The 17782-nt window shown below is 67.2% G+C and carries 11 protein-coding genes; 4 read left to right on the top strand and 7 right to left on the bottom strand.

Annotated features, from left to right (window positions below):
- Positions 1-40: 40 nt before the first annotated feature.
- On the bottom strand, positions 41-3055 hold the full coding sequence (locus VH567_RS00695; protein ID WP_423322303.1) for a TonB-dependent receptor plug domain-containing protein: 3015 nt from the start codon (positions 3053-3055) through the stop codon (positions 41-43).
- A gap of 143 nt (positions 3056-3198) precedes the next feature.
- Positions 3199-6264 (bottom strand): glycosyl hydrolase family 28-related protein, encoded by a 3066-nt coding sequence (locus VH567_RS00690; RefSeq protein ID WP_423322302.1) that lies wholly within the window; start codon positions 6262-6264, stop codon positions 3199-3201.
- A gap of 290 nt (positions 6265-6554) precedes the next feature.
- Between VH567_RS00690 and VH567_RS00685 the strand changes: the two genes are divergently transcribed.
- The gene (locus tag VH567_RS00685) at positions 6555-7091 is read left to right on the top strand and encodes a gluconokinase (protein ID WP_423322301.1); all 537 of its coding nucleotides are present in this window, start codon (positions 6555-6557) and stop codon (positions 7089-7091) included.
- 14 nt (positions 7092-7105) lie between these two features.
- On the opposite strand, the gene VH567_RS00680 is transcribed toward VH567_RS00685, so the two are convergent.
- Complete coding sequence (locus VH567_RS00680; RefSeq protein ID WP_423322300.1) at positions 7106-7783, bottom strand: FadR/GntR family transcriptional regulator; 678 nt, start codon at positions 7781-7783, stop codon at positions 7106-7108.
- A 13-nt stretch (positions 7784-7796) separates the two neighbouring features.
- A complete protein-coding gene (locus tag VH567_RS00675) occupies positions 7797-9146 on the bottom strand; it encodes a GntP family permease (RefSeq protein ID WP_423322299.1) in 1350 nt (449 codons plus the stop codon).
- 272 nt (positions 9147-9418) lie between these two features.
- On the opposite strand from VH567_RS00675, the gene VH567_RS00670 reads away from it, so the two are divergent.
- The 3 genes from VH567_RS00670 to rsgA all read left to right on the top strand — a co-directional run bounded on the left by VH567_RS00670 (position 9419) and on the right by rsgA (position 13953).
- Positions 9419-9655 (top strand): helix-turn-helix domain-containing protein, encoded by a 237-nt coding sequence (locus VH567_RS00670; RefSeq protein WP_423322298.1) that lies wholly within the window; start codon positions 9419-9421, stop codon positions 9653-9655.
- Between the two features lie 129 nt (positions 9656-9784).
- On the top strand, positions 9785-12775 hold the full coding sequence (locus VH567_RS00665; RefSeq protein WP_423322297.1) for a glycosyl hydrolase family 28-related protein: 2991 nt from the start codon (positions 9785-9787) through the stop codon (positions 12773-12775).
- 179 nt (positions 12776-12954) lie between these two features.
- Positions 12955-13953 (top strand): ribosome small subunit-dependent GTPase A, encoded by a 999-nt coding sequence (rsgA, locus tag VH567_RS00660; protein ID WP_423322296.1) that lies wholly within the window; start codon positions 12955-12957, stop codon positions 13951-13953.
- Positions 13954-13976: 23 nt separating this feature from the next.
- On the opposite strand, the gene glpD is transcribed toward rsgA, so the two are convergent.
- Genes glpD through VH567_RS00645 form a run of 3 tightly spaced genes read right to left on the bottom strand, consistent with a single transcriptional unit; the run spans position 13977 to position 17760 of the window.
- Positions 13977-15452, bottom strand: coding sequence for a glycerol-3-phosphate dehydrogenase (glpD, locus tag VH567_RS00655; RefSeq protein WP_423322295.1), 1476 nt, complete (start codon positions 15450-15452; stop codon positions 13977-13979).
- Complete coding sequence (gene glpK / locus VH567_RS00650; RefSeq protein ID WP_423322294.1) at positions 15449-16936, bottom strand: glycerol kinase GlpK; 1488 nt, start codon at positions 16934-16936, stop codon at positions 15449-15451. The genes glpD and glpK overlap by 4 nt, the downstream gene beginning before the upstream one ends.
- Positions 16937-16953: 17 nt before the next feature.
- Entirely contained in the window at positions 16954-17760 is an 807-nt protein-coding gene (locus VH567_RS00645; protein ID WP_423322293.1) for an MIP/aquaporin family protein, read from the bottom strand.
- Positions 17761-17782: the final 22 nt, after the last annotated feature.

Genomic DNA, 17782 nt, shown 5'->3' with positions numbered 1-17782 from the left:
GGCGTCCCCGGCGTTCGATGTGAGCGGTCTGGATACGCCTTCAGAACCGTGCGCGCACGCCAATCCTGAAAAACCGGCCCAGCGTGTCGTACAGCGCCGGGTTCACGTCGAGCCCGGTGTTGGTCTGCGGCGAGGGCTCCGGATCGTGATCGAACAGGTTGTCGACCTTGAAGAACATGCTGACCTGCTTGGTGACGTTCACCGCGCCGCCGATATCGAAATAGAACGCGCCCTTCATCGTGTTGTAGTCGATCGTCGGGTTGTTGCTGGTCGAGGCGGGGCAATTGCCGGCCGAACATACGACATACTGGTTGCCGAACACGCCGTCGCTGAACCAGCGTTGCTGCAGGGTGATGCTGAATGCGTCGTTATCGTAGCTTTCGGTGGCGAGCCATTTCCAGTTCGGCGTCGCGCCGGTGTTGGCGCCGGCCGTATCGACCGGGATGGTGCCGGGCAGGCCCGGATCGGTGACGAACTTCATGACGTGCGTGGTCAGCGCACGCAGCGTCAGATTGCCCTCGATCCCGAGCGGCTTGCGCCATTGATAGCTTGCCTCGATGTCGAACCCGTCGGTCTTGATCGATGCCAGGTTGAACGCCTGCACGTTGACGAATTTCGAATCGCTGTCGAGATCGAACGCGCCGCAGGTATCCGGGATCTTGTCCACCAGGCAGAGATTGACGATCTGCTGCGCCGACAGGCTGGAGACGACGTCCTTCAGGTTGATCTTGTAGTAGTCGAACGACACGCTGAACCCTGGCAGCCAGGACGGCCGCGCATAGACGACGCCGAGTTCGGTGTTGCGGGCGATTTCCGGCCGCAGGGCCGTGTTGCCGATCGTGTTCTGGATGATCAGGACCTGGCGCCCGTTCGGGTTCGCGGTCGTCTTGCGTGGATCGGTGAAGTTGGGGATCGTGGTGGTGACGGGGGCGGCGAACAGCTCCGACAGATTGGGTGCGCGGACGTCGCGCGACGTGACCGCGCGGAACCGGAGCCCGTCGAGCGGCGTGTCCCAGGTGCCACCCACCTTCCACGCATAGACCGTTCCCGACGTCGAATAGCGCGTGGCGCGGCCGGCGGCGTTCACGTTCGCCCGACCCAGCGTATCCGAATTCAGGATCGGCAGGTTCAGCTCGAGGAAACTCTCGAGCACGTCGTACTTGCCCGTGCCGTTCTTGTAATTGCCGGCATACCAGTTGCTGCCGACCGTCGAGTTCAGGTTGGGATCGGTCGGGTACAGCGCGGAGTTCGGGCTGATCGCAGACACGCCTGCGCCATAGGGATCGGCGTTCACGCGGTAGAATTCGCGGCGATATTCGATGCCGGCGGCGACTGCGAGCGGCCCGGCCCATAGCGTGATCGGTTCGCCCGAGATGCTGCCGGCCGCGGCATCCTGCGTCTGCTTGGTGTGCTGGAACGGACCGGCGGCGGGGGTGACGTAGGCGAGCGCGGCCGCCGACGGCGTGGTGCCGCCGAAGATGTTGATCGGCTGGCAGCCGGCGGCGCGTGCGGTCGCGTCCGCGCAGACGATCTGGCCGTTGATCCGGGTGGCGTTGATCGCCTGGTTGTAGCGCCCGGTCAGGCTGATGTTGTCGACGTCGATGTCGGTGATGTTGATGCCGTGCTCGTACGACGCGTCATAGGTCCAGTTGGTGCCGAGCAGGTCCGCCTTGCCTTTCAGCCCGCCGACGAAGCGGTATTGGCGACGATCCGTGTTGACCTTGATGTTGGGCAGGATCGCGTTGCTGAGACCGTATTGGAAATTGGTGATGCCGTTCGCCGCGCACGCCGCGACGATCGAGGCGGGCAGATACGGGTTCGCGCACTGGACGGTCAGCCCGGTCTTGGCGGCGCCGGGATTGGGCTGGTTGTGCGATTTCACCTGCGCGACGTTGGCGGTCATGTAGACCTCCATGTCGGGCGCCACGTCATAGCTGATGCGGGTATAGCCGTTGAGCCGCTGGATCGCGGATTGCAGCGACGTGCCGGCACCGACATGGCCCGACTGATCGCCGCCGACGCAGAATCCGACGAAGCAGCCATTGACCGCGCCGGCCGCGTTCTTGGCGGGAACGCCGTTCGATCCGTATTGGAACGCGAAGGGCTGGCCGTTGGCGTCGAACGCGGTGCCCTGCAGCGGTCCGGCGCTGATCAGGCCGTATTTGGTGTATTGATAGGCCTGGCCGTGATCGCGGTAGAGGAACTGCGGCGAACCATTGTTCATGATGCCGGTGTTGACCAGCGTCGTCGCACGATACCAGTCGCGGCTTCCCGCCAGGTCCTCGCCGAAATTGCCGGGGCCGACGCCCTGTTCCTTGGCGTATTCGCCGCTGAGGATGACGTGCAGCCGGTCGTTGGCGAAGCTCTTGCCGACCGCGGCCTGCACCAGCACCTGGCCGTCGTCGCCGTACGTCGTCACGCCGGACTGGACGTTGGCCTTGAACCCGGTGAACTTCGTGTCGGTGATGAAGTTGATCACGCCGCCGACCGCATCCGAGCCGTAGGACGCCGATGCGCCGCCGGTGACGATGTCGACCCGCTTGATCAGCAGCTGCGGGAACTGGCTGATGTCGGGTACGCCGGTGACGTTCGCGCCGACCACGCGCTGGCCATCGAGCAGCGTCAGCGTGCGGATCGTGCCGAGACCGCGCAGCGAGAACGAGCTCAGCCCCTGCGATCCGCTCGAGGTGCTGAACGTGCCGGTGCTGGCGCCGGTCGAGCCCTGGAGCGACGGCAGCTGCGCGACGGTCGTGAAGATGTTGGGTTGCGCGTTCTTGAGGATCTGCTCCTCGCCGATCACGGTGGTCGGTGTCGGCGCATTGAAGCCACTCGACGTGATGCGCGTCCCGGTGACGACGATGTCGTTGGTGGAAGCCGGTGCGGAGTCGGGCTCCGCCGCCTGCGATGGCAGCTCTGCGGGTGTGGATGCGGTCGTCGGAGGAACGGTCTGGCCGACCGCGGGGGTGCAGGCCAATGCCGCCGCCAGCACGGCCAGACTGGTAGCGGTACCATGAAGGCTGGTGACAAATCGCCGATCGCGCGTGGCCGTGGTCATGCATCCATCCCCTTTTGTGTATCGGGCGCACACCGTGTTTTCGGCTCGGGCCCGGATCGTCTATTCATGGTGCTTACCGCAGGCCGAGCCGCGGATCATCTACGACCATGGTCGCATGGTCGCATGGCCGGGGGACAGGTGCCTCAGGGGCGGGCGGTGTAGAGCGCGTGGTGCGTGAGGATGAACAGCGTTCGTCCGTCCTCGCCGCCGAACAGCAGTTGCAGGGGGCGCTGCGGCACGTCGATCCGCCCTTGTTCGCGACCGTCCGCGGCGTAGACGAAGACCTCTCCGTTCGCGACATAGACGCGGCCGTCCGCGCCCGTCGCGACGCTCTCGCCGCCGCGCGTTGCAAAGGGCTTGAGGTCGGTCACCGCGCCGCCGCGACCGAGCAGCCCGCTATAGGTGCGGTCCTCCGATCCGTTGATCAGATGGATGCGCTCGCCGATCCTGCCGGTGATCAGCCCATAGGTGTCGAGCGTGTCGGAGAAGCGCCAGCCGAGATGATCCGCCGGCCCCTGCTGCCAGACGCGGTAGGCGGGGAGCGCCAGGCTGCCATCGGGCGAGAGATATTCGAGCGGCTTGGCGACCGCGACGTCGCGCGCGAACATCTCGCTTAGCGTCGTGAAGTGGTCGGTCGCGGCGTCGTATTGATCGCGGAACTCGCCGTTGTTCCAGACGCTGCCCGGGAGCGCGATGCGCGTGGCGGAGCGATCGCCGGTTGGCGTTGGCGCGATGACGCGGACTGCCTGCGGTGCGTCGGGCCTGAGCATGTAGACGCTGGCAGCGGGCCCGGCTGACGACAGCACGATCAGGTTGTCCGACGTGTCGATCGCGAGATTGACCGGATCCAGCGGCGCGTCGGCGACGATCGACAGCCCGTCCTTTTTCGACCAGCCGTGGATGCGGTGGAACTGGCGGTCGACGAAATACAGTTTCCCCTTCGAATCCACCGCGCCGCCGCCGAGCGAGTAGAAGCCATCGGCGACCGCCTTCACCGGTGCCAGCGGTGCTGCGGCGGTTGGGCCTGGCGCATCGGTCACGTCGAGGACGGCGAATTCGCGCTCGCGCATCGCGGTACCGCGCGTGACGTCGAGGATCGCGTTCTCGTACGGGTATTTGCTCGCGCGCAGATACGTGCCGCAACCGTTCGCGTCGCAGGTCGAAAAGCCGCTCTCGGCATTCACATGGACGTTGCGGAAGCGGATATCGGTCGAGCCGTACAGCGTGACCGCGGCGGGGGCGGGCTCGAGCGAGCGCGTGACGCGGTAGGCGTGGAGGTTGGCGAACAGGATGTTGCGCGAGTTGCGCACCTCCAGCGCGACGGCGGCGCGGCTTTCGCCGGCCTCCTCCTCGGTCTGCGGTGCGAGGAACTGCCAGTTCCGGACGGTGTCGAGGACGATCTCCGCGCGGCGATGATGCTCCGCGGACATCTGGTAGACGTAACCCCGCGTGCTGGTGTTCGAGACGTGGAGCCCCGACTGCGCATAGGTGTTGGGCGTCCACAGCCCGTTGAACGTGCCGCCGCCCCCGTCCGTGACCCACAGGCTGGCATATTGCCCGTCCCAGCGCTTCGCCGGATCGACGTCGGCGGTATGCGTCGCGTTGTAAGGATCGAAGCGGCTGCCATCGGCGAGGAACGTGCCGTGGCCGCCCTGGAACTTGACGTCGTCGACCAGCGATCGTTCGCCCGCGCGCCACAGCAGCGCGGTCGCGCGCGGGTTCTTGCCGCCGGTGGACAGCCCAAGGCCCGACACGATCGCCGCGCCGCCCTTCGCGCTCTCGATCAGCGCGTGCGGGCCGCCGATGCCGCGATAGGCCGGGCTGTCCTCGGCGAGGACGATCTGCGTCAGGCTGGGGTGGAGGCCGATCAGGACACTGTCGGCGCGCAGTTTCAGCGTGTCGGTGACGCGGTAGAAGCCGGCGGGGAAATACAGCACGCGGTGGCCATCGATCGCGCGCTGCAGTGCCGCGGTGTCGTCGGTCGCGTTGTCGCCGCGCACGCCGAGATCGCGGACGCTGGTCCACTCCGAGACGGGCGGGAATGCGCGGATCGCTGCGTCGCGGGGGCGGGCGGGCTTGGCGAGCGGTGCGGCGTCCATGCGGGTCGCGAAGCTGCCGGTTGTGCCCATCGCTGGCAGCGTCAGGCCGTAGGTGAACTCGCGCACGCGGTAGCGCGGGGCGGGGCCGGCGACCGTCCTGCCGCTGTCGCGGAAGCGGGCGAAGGTCGGCGTGCCCTGCGCGACGGCGTCGTCGAAGCCGATCTGGGTATAGGCATTGCCTTCGTTGCTGATGACGATGCCGGCCTTTGCGACGTTCTCGAACCGGACGTCCTTGCCCCACAGCCAGTCGCCATAGCCGCGGTCGATCTCGATCCCGACGGGCACGTTGCGGAACACGGTGTTGACCAAAGTGAGCCCGGCCTCATGCTCGCGGATGGCAGCGTCGCGTTGTCCTTCGAAGGTCGAATCGAGCAGCGTGTATTGCCACGCGGGCGAGGTCTTCTCGGCGAGGATGCCGTAGCGGCCGCCGAAGAAGCGCAGGTCCTGGCCGAGATTACCGACCTGGTAGATGCCGGCGAGCGCGGAGCCCAGGTGGAAATCGATATGGCTCAGATAGGCATGCTGGGCGAGATGGAAGCGGATACCGGTCGCCGCCGGATTGCCGTCGCCGATCTCGAAATCGACGTTCGACATCGCCGAATAGAAGGTGCCGGAATTGGCATCGGCGATCGTCGGATCGAACGGCACGCTGGTCGGCGGGGGGACCGGGACCGGCGGCGGTGCAGGCTCGCCGGCGGTCGCGGGGCGGTTGCCGGTGAAGAAGACCATGCTGCCGACGCCGTGCTGGAACCCGGGGGTCGCGCGGGCGAGCAGGAATACCGGGCGGGTAGGCCCCACGCCGAACAGCCGGACGCCGGGGCGCATGTAGAGCGTGCGCGTGATCCGGTAGCGACCGGCGGGCAGGAACACGATTCCGCCGCCGCCCTTCGCCGCCGCCGCATCGATCGCGCGCTGGATCGCCGGGCCGTCGTCGGTCACCCCGTCGCCGCGGCCCACGACCGTGATCGCGCGCGGATCGACGGGGGCGGTGGCGAAGCTCGAGCGGGACGGGGAGGCGAGCGCGGTGGTGGAGACGCTAGCCAGCAGCATGGCCAGCGCCGCTGGGGCGATGTGGCGCGCTGCGATCAACGCCTTGGGGGTAGCTGTCATGGATTTACGTCCCTTGTCCTCGATCGACCTGCGACTTCACGATCCTCCCCCGCCAGGGGGAGGTGGCGCGAAGGCGACGGAGGGGGAGGACACGCAACCGAAGTGACCACTCACCTCCCCCTCCGTCTGGCAAGCGCCAGTCACCTCCCCCTGGCGGGGGAGGATCGTAAAAACGAGTATCGATCCGTCCGGGATAGACCGACGCACCCAAGCCGGCGACTGCGACAAAGGTCGTAATGTTCAAGCCGGCGCCTTGGTCCGATAGCGGACTGGACGATCGGAGAGGGCGCGTGGTGCACGAAGAGCGAAACACGGGCGGCGCGCTGGTCATCATGGGCGTGAGCGGATGCGGCAAGTCGACATTGGCGGCGTTGCTCGCATCGCGGCTTGGTGGCGCGATGATCGAGGGCGACGATTTCCACGCCGCGGTCAGCGTCGCCAAGATGCAGGCCGGGCACGCGCTCGACGATGCGGACCGCTGGCCGTGGCTCGATCGGCTGGGCGCAGCGATCGGCGTGGCGGCGCAGCGCAAAGGTGCGGTCGCCGCGTGTTCCGCGCTCAAGCGCGGCTATCGCGATCGGTTGAGGACCGCGTCGGCCGTGCCGCTCTCGTTCGTGCTGCTCGATACCGAACCCGGCGAGATCGCCCGGCGGCTGGCGACGCGCACCGGGCATTACATGTCGGTCAGCCTGCTCGACAGCCAGTTGGCGACGCTGGAGCGGCCGGGCGCGGACGAGTGCGCGCTGACGCTCGACGCAGGACGCTCGCCCGAAATGCTGGCCGCGGATGTGCTCGTGTGGCTGGGCGGTGCGCTCCGTCTGAGATGACCCGACCCGCGCGATCACGGCATCAGCCGCTTGCGCCCCTGCGACAGATGCCAGCGCATCGCCAGCGCCGCGCCGTCGGCGTCCTGCACGCGGATCGCATCGACGATCGCGTCATGCTCGTCCATCATCGCGCCGATCACGTCGGGCGCGCGCGATCGCGAGATGTCGACGCCGGCGCGCAGGATACCCATCACCGCGTCGTGCATATGATCGAACACCGGCAGGAACGCGGCATTGGCGGTCGCCTCGACGATCGCCCGGTGGAGATGCCAGTCCTCGTCATGCGCGGGTGCGTTCGACAGCAAAGCGGCGCGCAACGCCTCCAGCGCCCGCTCGATCGTGTCGAGCTGATGCGGCGACCGTCGCTGTGCCGCGAGCCGCGCCGCCTCCGCCTCCAGCACGAAGCGGACCTCGTAGGTGCCGAGCGTCGCCGCCAGCGCATCCATCGGCATGTGCGAGCCGAGCCGGGCCGATGGGCGGCGCTTGACGTACGAACCCGCACCGCGCCGCGCCTGGGTGATGCCGTCGGACGCCAGCCGCGCCAGCGCCTCGCGGACGATCGCGCGCGACATGCCGAAGGTCGCCGCCAGTTGCGCCTCCGACGGCAGGCGATCGCCGACCGCCAGCGCATCGTCGGTGATGATCCGCACGATCGCGGTATAGGCACGATCCGCCAGCCGGACCTCGGTCACGATGGGCCTGTAGTCAGACGACATAGCTCAGTCCCATCACCAAGATGAGCCCGACCACGGAAATCGCCGTTTCGAGTAGCGACCAGGTCCGGAAGGTGTCGGCGGTGCTCGTCCCGACATAGCTCTTGACCAGCCAGAAGCCGGGATCGTTGACGTGGCTGAAGAACACCGAGCCCGCGCCGATCGCCAGCACGACGAGTTCGGGGGACACGCCCGAGCTCGCCACCACGCCGGGCATGATCCCGACCGCGGTGATCGTCGCCACCGTGGCGGAGCCCGCCGCGAGCCGGATGCCGACCGCGACCAGCCAGCCGAGCAACAGCGGCGAGATCGCGTACATCATCACCGTGCGGGCGAGCAGATCGGACAGGCCGGCGGTGACCAGCACCTGCTTCAACGCGCCGCCCGCACCGATCGCGAGCAGGATCGCGCCTGCCGCGCCCATCGTCTCGTGCCACACCGCGTCCTGGATCGCGGACTCGCCCAGCCGTCGTCCGAACAGCAGCGGCAATGCGAGCAGGTTGGTCAGCAACAGCGCGACTACCGGGTTGCTCGCCGCGACCAGCCAGGCGGTGCCCTTCATCGTCGGGATCATCTGGCCCAGTTCGCCGGTCGCGATCATCAGCACGGGCAACAGCACGATCAGCAGCGAGGCCATTGGTGGCGGCGGGGCGATCCTGAGGTCGGAATCGGTCAGCACGGGCGACGCGAGACGCACGCCCGGCGTGGTGAACCTGGCCAATACCGGCCCGGCGATGATCGCAGTGGGGATCGCGATCAGGATGCCGTAGAGCATCGTCAGCCCGAGATTCGCACCCAGCGCCTCGACCGCGAGCAGCGGACCCGGGTGAGGGGGGACGAGCGCGTGAACCACGCCCAGCCCGGCGAGCGCGGGCATGATCAGCCGCAGCTTCGCGCCGTCGCGGTGCGCTTCGTCCTTGCCGCCCGCCATTTCCTCCGCCGCGGCGACCACGATCGGCAGCAGCAGCACCAGCCCGGTCTCGAAGAACAGCGGCAGGCCGATGACGATCGCGATCCCCAGCGTCGCCCAGGGCGCGGCACGCTCGCCGGTCAGCCGCAGCGCACGCTTGGCAAGCGACGCGGCGGCTCCCGACAGGTGCAGCATCGCGCCGAGCGACAGGCCGAGTGCGACCACCAGCCCGGTCCCGCCGACGATATCGCCGACGCCCTTCTGCACCGCCTTCGCGACCTCGGGCAGCGGCAGGCCGGCGAGCAGCCCGACGGTGAACGCGCCGCACAACAGGCCGATGAACGGATGCAGCCGGCCCCGCACGATCATCAGGACGGCGAGCAGTATCCCGGTCAGCGCGGCGATCACCAGCCGCAGGTCGCCACCGATCATGGCCGGGGCCTCAGGCGCCGGGTGCGATGGTCCAAGGGTTGCGGCATCGACATCCTCCGTTCACCCGGTGGCGTGTTCGCCTGCCGATCCAGTGCGTGATCTGTAGGACAGGTTTTCGGCCGGTGACAACAGAAAAGGCTTGATCGCTGCGAATGTAGCGCGCCATACCCTAAAGCTGTCCTACCGAATCCGTAAATGGCGGGCGGTGGAGCGAGACGTGTAACCGCGGCGGACGACCGCGGAATACACACCGGAACCAGAGGAGGATGACCATGGACGCGACTGTTCAGGATGCTGCCGGCGCGGCACTGCCCCGACTCACCCCGACCCAGACCAAAGTGCTGCACGGCGTCCATTCGGGGCTGCTCAACAAGCAGATCGCGTTCGACCTCGGGATCGCCGAGGCGACCGTGAAGGCGCACATGACCGCGCTGATGCGCAAGTTGAACGTCCGAAATCGAACGCAGGTCGCGATCGTCGCGCAGACCTTTGGCATGCGCGGAGGCTGATCGGCCCGAGATACGACCTTGGTCGCGCCTGAAGCGACCTAGGACCCGCGCTAGGATCATAGAGGCCCATTTCAATCCTCCCCCGCCAGGGGGAGGATTGAAGTCAGTCGACCCAATTGGAGAGACGGTATGCATGCAAGATGGCTGCTTGGCGCTGCGGCGCTGCTGATCCCTGCGTCTGTGTCTGCGAAGTCCACGTCCGTCTATCTCAGCGCGCCAAACGATCCGCGCGCGATCACCGTCCGCGGCGTGGGCGATGGCCGCGCCGACGACAGCGTCGCGATCCAGCAGGCGATCGATGCGGCGGCGGTCGGCGGCAAGGGCGGCGTCGTGTTCCTGCCATCGGGCCGCTACCGCATCAGCCGGACGATCTTCGTCCGCTCCGCCGTCCGCATCTTCGGGATAGGCGCGACCCGGCCGGAGATCGTGCTCGGCGACGACAGCGCGGGCTTCGGGTCGGGCGTCGCGGCGATGGTCAGCTTTACCGGCGAGGACCAGTACCGCGTCGGCAAGGCGCCCGTACCGCCGCCGACCAGCGTGCCGTTCGATCCGAGCATCTTCGACGCGACCTCCAGCACCTTCTATTCCGCGCTGTCTAACGTCGATTTCCGGATCGGCACGGGCAATGCCGGCGCGGTCGCGGTCCGCTTCCGCGTCGCGCAGCACGGCTATCTCCGCCATATCGACTTCCATATCGGATCGGGGCTCGCGGGCGTCTACCAGGCGGGCAACGAGTTCGAGGATCTGCGCTTCTACGGCGGGCGCTATGGCATCATGTCCGAGAAGACCTCGCCCGCATGGCAGTTCACGCTGATCGATTCCGATTTCGAGGGGCAGCGCGATGCGGCGATCCGCGAGCATGAAGTCGACCTGACGCTGGTCAACGTGGCGATCCGCGATACCCCGGTCGGGATCGAGATCGATCGCGGCAATTCGGACTCGTTCTACGGCAAGGACGTCCGGTTCGAGAATGTCAGCAACGCCGGGATCGTCATCTCCGCGGAGAACAGCGTCTTCACGCAGATCGGCTTCGACAATGCGGTGGCCGTCAATACGCCCACTTTCGCGCGTTTCCGGGAGAGCGGGAAGACCGTCGCCGCGCCCGGTGCGCGCTACCGGGTGGCCGATTTCTCCTACGGCCTGAAACTGCCCGGCCTCGGTGCGATCGGGGAATATGCGACCGACGTCAGCATCGCGCCGCTCGGTCGCGTGCCAGCGCGGCGTACGCCCGCGATCCGTGCGATGCCGCCGGTGCGGGACTGGGCGAACGTCCGCGATCTCGGCGTGAAGGGCGACGACAGCACCGACGATACCGCGGCACTCCAGCGCGCGGTCGACACGCACCGCGTGCTGTATTTCCCGACCGGTCGCTACCGGGTGAGCGACACGCTGAAGCTGCGCCCCGACAGCGTGCTGATCGCGCTGCATCCCAGCCTCACGCATCTGTATCTGCCCGATGCGACGCCCGCCTATATGGGCGTCGGCCCGGCCAAGGCGCTGATCGAGAGCGCGAAGGGCGGCAACGCGATCGTCTCCGGGCTCGGCCTGTGGACCGGCGGCGTCAATCCGCGGGCGACCGCCTTGCTGTGGAAAGCGGGCGAAGCGTCGATGGTCAACGACGTCAAGATCCAGGGCGGCGGCGGCACCGTGCTGACCAAGGGCAGCCCGATCGGTTTCGGCGATCCGCGCGCGCGGTTCGACGGCCAGCATCCGAGCATCTGGGTGACCGATGGCGGCGGCGGGACGTTCGCGGCATTGTGGTCGCCGAACACGCTCGCCTCTGCCGGGTTCTACGTCTCGAACACCACGACGCCGGGGCATGTGTACGAGCTGTCGGCCGAGCATCATTACCGCGCCGAAATCGTGCTAGATCATGTCGAGAACTGGGAATTTCTCGCGCCGCAGACCGAGCAGGAGGTGCGCGACGGCGTCGACGCGATCTCGACCGAAATCCGCAATTCGCGCAACATCCTGTTCGCCAATTACCACGGCTACCGCGTGACGCGCTCGATCAAGCCGATGGACGCCGCGGTGAAGCTCTACAACTCAAGCGATATCCGCTTTCGCAACCTCCATGTGAACGCCGAGAGCGGGTTCGCGAGTTGCGACGCGAAGGGCTGCGGCACCTATCTGCGCGCGAGCAAATATCCGTTCGAGAACGCGATCAAGGACATGACCGGCGGGCAGGAGGTCCGCGAGCGCGAGTTCGCAAAGCTCGACGTGCCTGCCTCGCCGGCGGTGGCCGCAGCCGTGCCGGTATCGCCCGGCGTCGAGAAACTGGCCGATGGCTTCTATTCGATCGCCGGCGGCGCGGTCGATGCTAAGGGCAAGCTGTACTTCATCGACCGGCAGTTCCAGCGGATCCATGGCTGGTCGAAGGGCGAGGGGCTGTCGATCATCGCGGATGCGCCGCTCGATGCGGTGAACCTCGCGGTCGATCGGTCGGGCAACCTGCTGGTCCTGTCGTCCGCGGGCCGCGATGCCACGGTCTACAGCATCGATCCGGCCAGGCCCGCCGACGTTACCGTGATTGCACCGACACCTACCAGAACCCGCCATGGTGCGGCGACCGTGCTGCCGGTAAACGTCTGGGCGAACGGCGAGTTCGCCGACCGGATCGATCCCGCCACCTATCGATATCCGACGATGGCGGACCTGTTCGCCGCCAAGATGGCCGAGGCCAAGCCGCAGGACTATGTCTCGCCCGATGGTTCGCTGGTGCTGCCCGCGTTCCGCGTCTGGAACCAGGGGCCCGACGATCACCAGGGCTGGCGCTGGTCCGACACGCTCGATGCGCACGGCTTCGTGACCGCGGTTCCCGGCGAACGCGTCGTCCTGACGAACGCATCCGAAAACCGAACCTATAGCGGGCTGGTCGGCGAGCGCGGCCGCGTGACCGACCTGAAGGTCGTCGCGGATCGTGGCGGCGAAAGCGTGGCGCAGGACGCCGCCGGCAACCTCTACGTCGCGAACGGACAGGTGTTCGTCTATCGGCCCGACGGCACGCTGCTGCGCCGTATCGACGTGGCGGAGCGTCCGCTGCAGCTCGTGATCGGCGGGGCGGACCGGCGCACGCTGTTCATCCTCACGCATCACGCGCTGTACGCAACCGGCATCTGACGCCCAGCCCGCCGCCGTACACCGCCCGTCGCCGTACGCCGCCCGCGCGCCGAAAACAGAGGGAGTTCGTGCTTTCACGCGCGATGCAGGCCATAATGACCGGCCACGCCACCGTGCCGACCCGCGCCGACCCGCAACGATCGTCTCGTGGCCGCACAGAAAGACGCTACTGCACCCTTATGATAGCGACCGACGAGACTTTGGAAGAGCTTGGCTGGAATGCCTATTTCAGCGAGCAGATTTCAGGCGAGGAAGCCGGCCACGTCCACCCCGTCCGGGTGATGGCCGTCCACCGCGGCAAGATCGCCGTCTCGGGTGCGGGGGCGCAGTGGCTGGTCGATCCGCATATTCCCGGTGCCCAGCCTGAGGACGCTCATCCGACGGTAGGCGACTGGCTGCTGATCGACGACGAAACGTCGCTCCCTTTGCGTGTCCTGCCGCGGATGAACCTGTTCAAGCGGCGCTCGCCCGCCGATCCGCGCAAGGAGCAGATGATCGCGGCGAACGTCGACACGGTCTTCATCGTCGCCTCGTGCAACCAGGATTTCAGCGTCGCCCGGATCGAACGCTATCTCGTGCTGGCGCGCGAGGTCGGCGTGCAGCCGGTGATCGTCCTCACCAAGTCCGATCTCGCCGATGCGCCCGACGCGTTCGCGGCCTCGGCCCGCGCGATCGAGCCGGGATTGCTGGTCGAAACCGTCAACGGACTCGATCCGGCCGATGTCGCACGACTGGCGGCGTGGTGCGGTCCCGGCAAGACGGTCGCGTTCCTGGGCTCGTCGGGCGTCGGCAAGTCCACGCTCGTCAACACGTTGCGCGGCTCTGACAGCATCGCCACGCAGGCGATCCGCGCGAACGACGGGACTGGCCGCCACACGACCACCGTGCGCGAGATGCACCGGCTCGAACACGGAGGGTGGCTGCTCGACCTGCCCGGCATGCGCGAATTGCAGCTGTCGGAAGCAGCATCGGGCATCGCCGAGGTCTTCGACGATTTCGCCCTGACCGCGCAGGAGTGTCGTTTCTCGGATTGCTCGCACGGCGTGGAACCGGGCTGCGCCATCCGCGCGGCAATCGCCGCCGGCGTGCTGACCTCGGAGCGGTTCGATCGCTGGCGCAAACTGGCGGCAGAGGAACACGCCAACGCAACGCGTCTCACGAAACGTAGGTCGCGGTAGGCCACCGCGACCGACGGCGCGCGTTACCGCCTCGCCAGATACGCCTCGACCGCGGCCTTGAGTGGTTCGCCGCCATGCAGTCCAAGCTTGGTCCGGCGCCACAGGATGTCCTCGGCGGTCCGTGCCCATTCCTCGTCGATCAGATAGTCGATCTCGCGCGTCGACAGGCCGTGGCCGATGTCGTCGAGGCTGGTGGCTTCGCCGAGCACGCGGTCGATACGCGTGCCATAAGCGTGCGCCATCCGCGTCGCGTTGACCGTGTCGAGGAACGGCCAGCGCGCACGGACAGTCTTCAGGAACGCCGCGAAATCGCCGTTCGGCAGGTCGCCACCGGGCAGCGGTACGCCCGCCGTCCAGGGTTTTGCCATCGCGGGCAGGAACGGCGTGAGGTCTTCAAGCGCGTGTTCGGAGAGCTTGCGATAGGTCGTGATTTTGCCGCCGAACGCCGACAGGATCTGCGGTGCTTCGCGCGCGCCGAGCCGCAGCACGTAATCGCGCGTGACTTCGGAGGCGTTCTCGCTGCCGTCGTCGAACAGCGGGCGGACGCCGGAATAGCTGCCGACGACGTCGTCCGGGCCGATCTGCCGCGTGAAGTAGCGGTTGACGCTGGCGCAGAGATACTCGGTTTCGTCGGGGTCGATCGTCGGGTGCGACGGGTCGCCCTCATACGGCTTGTCGGTGGTGCCGATCAGCGTGAAGTCGTCCTCGTAGGGGATCGCGAAGATGATCCGCTTGTCGGGGTTCTGGAGGATATAGGCGTGCTCTCCCTCGAACAGCTTCTTCAAGATGATGTGGCTGCCCTTGACGAGGCGCGGCGGGCGTTCGGCATGCGCCTGCGGCATTTCCGCGAGCACCTTGCTCACCCACGGGCCCGAGGTGTTGGCGATCGCGCGCGCGCGTACCGTGCTGCCGTCACCGAGCGTCGCGACCCAGTGATCGCTCTCCCGGCGTGCGCCTTCGAAGCTGGTGTGCGTGCGGATCTGCGCGCCGCGTTCGGCGGCGTCGAGCGCGTTCAGCACGACCAGCCGCGCGTCGTCGACCCAGCCGTCCGAATAGACGAAGCCGTGGCGGATCGGCTTCAGACCAGCGCCCCATTTGGTCTTGTCGAGCCGCACGCCTTTCGACTTCGGCAGGCGAGTGCGACCGCCGATATGATCGTAGAGGAACAGCCCGAGGCGGATAAGCCAGGCCGGACGCATGCCCTTGGCTAGTGGCATGACGAACCGCATCGGGCTGATCAGGTGCGGCGCGACGTCGATCAGCTTCTCGCGTTCGGCCAGCGCCTCGCGAACCAGCCGGAACTCGTAATATTCGAGATAGCGAAGGCCGCCATGGATCAGCTTGGTGCTCGACGACGAGGTGTGCGAGGCGAGGTCGTCGCGCTCGACCAGCATCACGCTCAGCCCGCGGCCGGCGGCGTCGCGCGCGATCCCGGTGCCGTTCACGCCGCCGCCGATGACCAGCAGGTCTACATCGGGCTGGGTCGTACCGTTGCTCATGCTGTCTTCCTCGAGCTGGTTCGGTCGACGGCTTCCTGCCAGCCGGCCATCAGCGTCGTCCGCTCGTCGCTCTTCATCTTTGGCGCGAACGTCCGGTCTTCCTTCCACGCAGCCGCGATGTCGTCGGGTCCGTTCCAGATGCCGACCGCCATGCCCGCTAGGAACGCCGCGCCGGCCGCGGTCGTCTCGATGTTAGCGGGCCGGACGACGTCGGTGTCGAGCATGTCCGCTAGGAACTGGCAGAACCAGTCGTTCGCCGCCATGCCGCCATCCACGCGGATCTGGCGTGCGTCACGTGCGCCATCGGCGACCATTGCGTTCATCAGGTCGGCAGTCTGGTAGGCTACCGACTCCAGCGCCGCGCGGGCGATGTGCGATCCGGTCGCGGCGAAGGTAAGCCCGGTGATGCTCGCGCGCGCGTCAGGGTCCCAGTGCGGTGCGCCGAGGCCGACGAACGCCGGCACCATGTAGACGCCGCCATTGCCGTCGAGCTTGGTCGCCATGTCGTCGGTATCGGCGGCGCGGTTGATCAGGCCGAGCCCGTCGCGCAGCCACTTCACCGCCGCGCCCGCGACGAAGATCGAGCCCTCCAGCGCATAGGTGATCTCGCCGTCGAGCTGATAGGCGATCGTCGTGAGCATGCCGTTCTTGCTCGTCACCGCTTCCTTGCCGGTGTTGAGCAGCACGAAACAGCCGGTGCCGTAGGTCGACTTGGCATCGCCGCGCTGGAAGCACGCCTGGCCGACGACCGCGGCCTGCTGGTCGCCCGCCATCCCGCCGATCGGCACCGCCTTGCCGAGCAGGTCGGGCGTGGTCTCGCCGAAGATCGTGCTGTTGTTCTTGACGTCGGGCAGCAGGCTCTCGGGAATGTCGAGCATGCGCAGCATGTCCGGGTCCCAGGCGCCCTTGTGGATGTCGAACAGCAGCGTGCGCGAGGCGTTCGACGCGTCAGTCGCGTGGACCTTGCCGCCGGTCAGCCGCCACAGCAGGAAGCTGTCGATCGTCCCGAACGCGAGCTCGCCCTTGTCAGCGCGGGCGCGGACGCCGTCGACATTGTCGAGGATCCATTTCAGCTTGGTGCCCGAGAAATACGGGTCGAGGATCAGCCCGGTCCGCTCGCGCACCAGCGGCTCGTTGCCGTCCGCCTTGAGCTCGGCGCAGAGCTTGGCGGTGCGGCGGTCCTGCCAGACGATCGCGTTGTGGACGGGCTTGCCGGTCTTACGGTCCCAAACCACCACCGTCTCGCGCTGGTTGGTGATGCCGATCGCGGCCACCTTGCCGCCGTCTGCCTCGGCGGCCTCTTTCAACGTCTCGACGGTGTCGCGCCAGATATCCTCGGCGTCATGCTCGACCCAGCCCGATTGCGGATAATGCTGGGCGAACTCGCGGCGGACGGTCTGGCGGGGGACGCCGTCGGTGCCGAACGTCATGCTCCGCGTCGAGGTCGTCCCCTGGTCGATCGCCAGGATGATGGTGTCGGTCACGCCTTACTCTCCTAGAATTATTGCGGGCCCGCCACGGCCTTGTCGCGCGGCAGGAACGGCCGGACCAGCAGATGCTGCGCGCCGCCGCCGATCACCGCCCCGATCAAGGGACCCGCGATCGGGGCCCACCAATAGCCGCCAACGCCGGGGAACGCCGATCTGTCCCAGCCCATCAGCCAGGCGAAGGTGCGGGGGCCGAGATCGCGTGCGGGATTGATCGCCCAACCTTCGAGATACCCCATCGACGCGCCGATCACCGCGACCAGCAGGCCGATCACGATCGCCCCGAAGTTCGCCTGCGGAGCCATGGTGTTGAACTCGTCGGTGATCGCGAAGATCCCGAAGATCAGGATCGCGGTCAGGATTATCTCGTCGACGAACCCCTTCATCGTCGTCACCGCCAGGCCGGGCGCGGTGAAGAACACGCCCGCCGCGCCGCCGCCCGCACGCGTCAGATTCTGCGTCGCGTTGAAGTGATCGATCACGTTGTAATACAGCGCATAGACGATCGCGGCGCCAAGGAACGCGCCGACGAGCTGCGCGCACCAATAGGGGATCACCTTCTTCCACGGGAAGCCGCGGTACAATGCGAGCGCCAGCGTGACGCCCGGATTGGCATGCGTGCCGGAGACTGCGCCGGTGACGTAGATCGAAATCGACACCGCCATGCCCCAGGTGATGCAGACCCCCCAATAGGCCGTCTTGTACGGGCTCGGATCGTACAGCGTGTACATCGCCGCGACCGACAGGCCGAAGGTCATGACGATGAAGATTGCGATGGCCTCGGAGATCAGCTCACCGAGAAAGGCTTTGCGCGGAGTCATGCGCGCATCCTAGCGCGGTTCG

This window comes from Sphingomonas sp. 4RDLI-65 (genome assembly GCF_049472435.1).
Classification (GTDB): domain Bacteria; phylum Pseudomonadota; class Alphaproteobacteria; order Sphingomonadales; family Sphingomonadaceae; genus Sphingomonas.
This window is presented reverse-complemented; position numbering and strand designations above follow the sequence as displayed.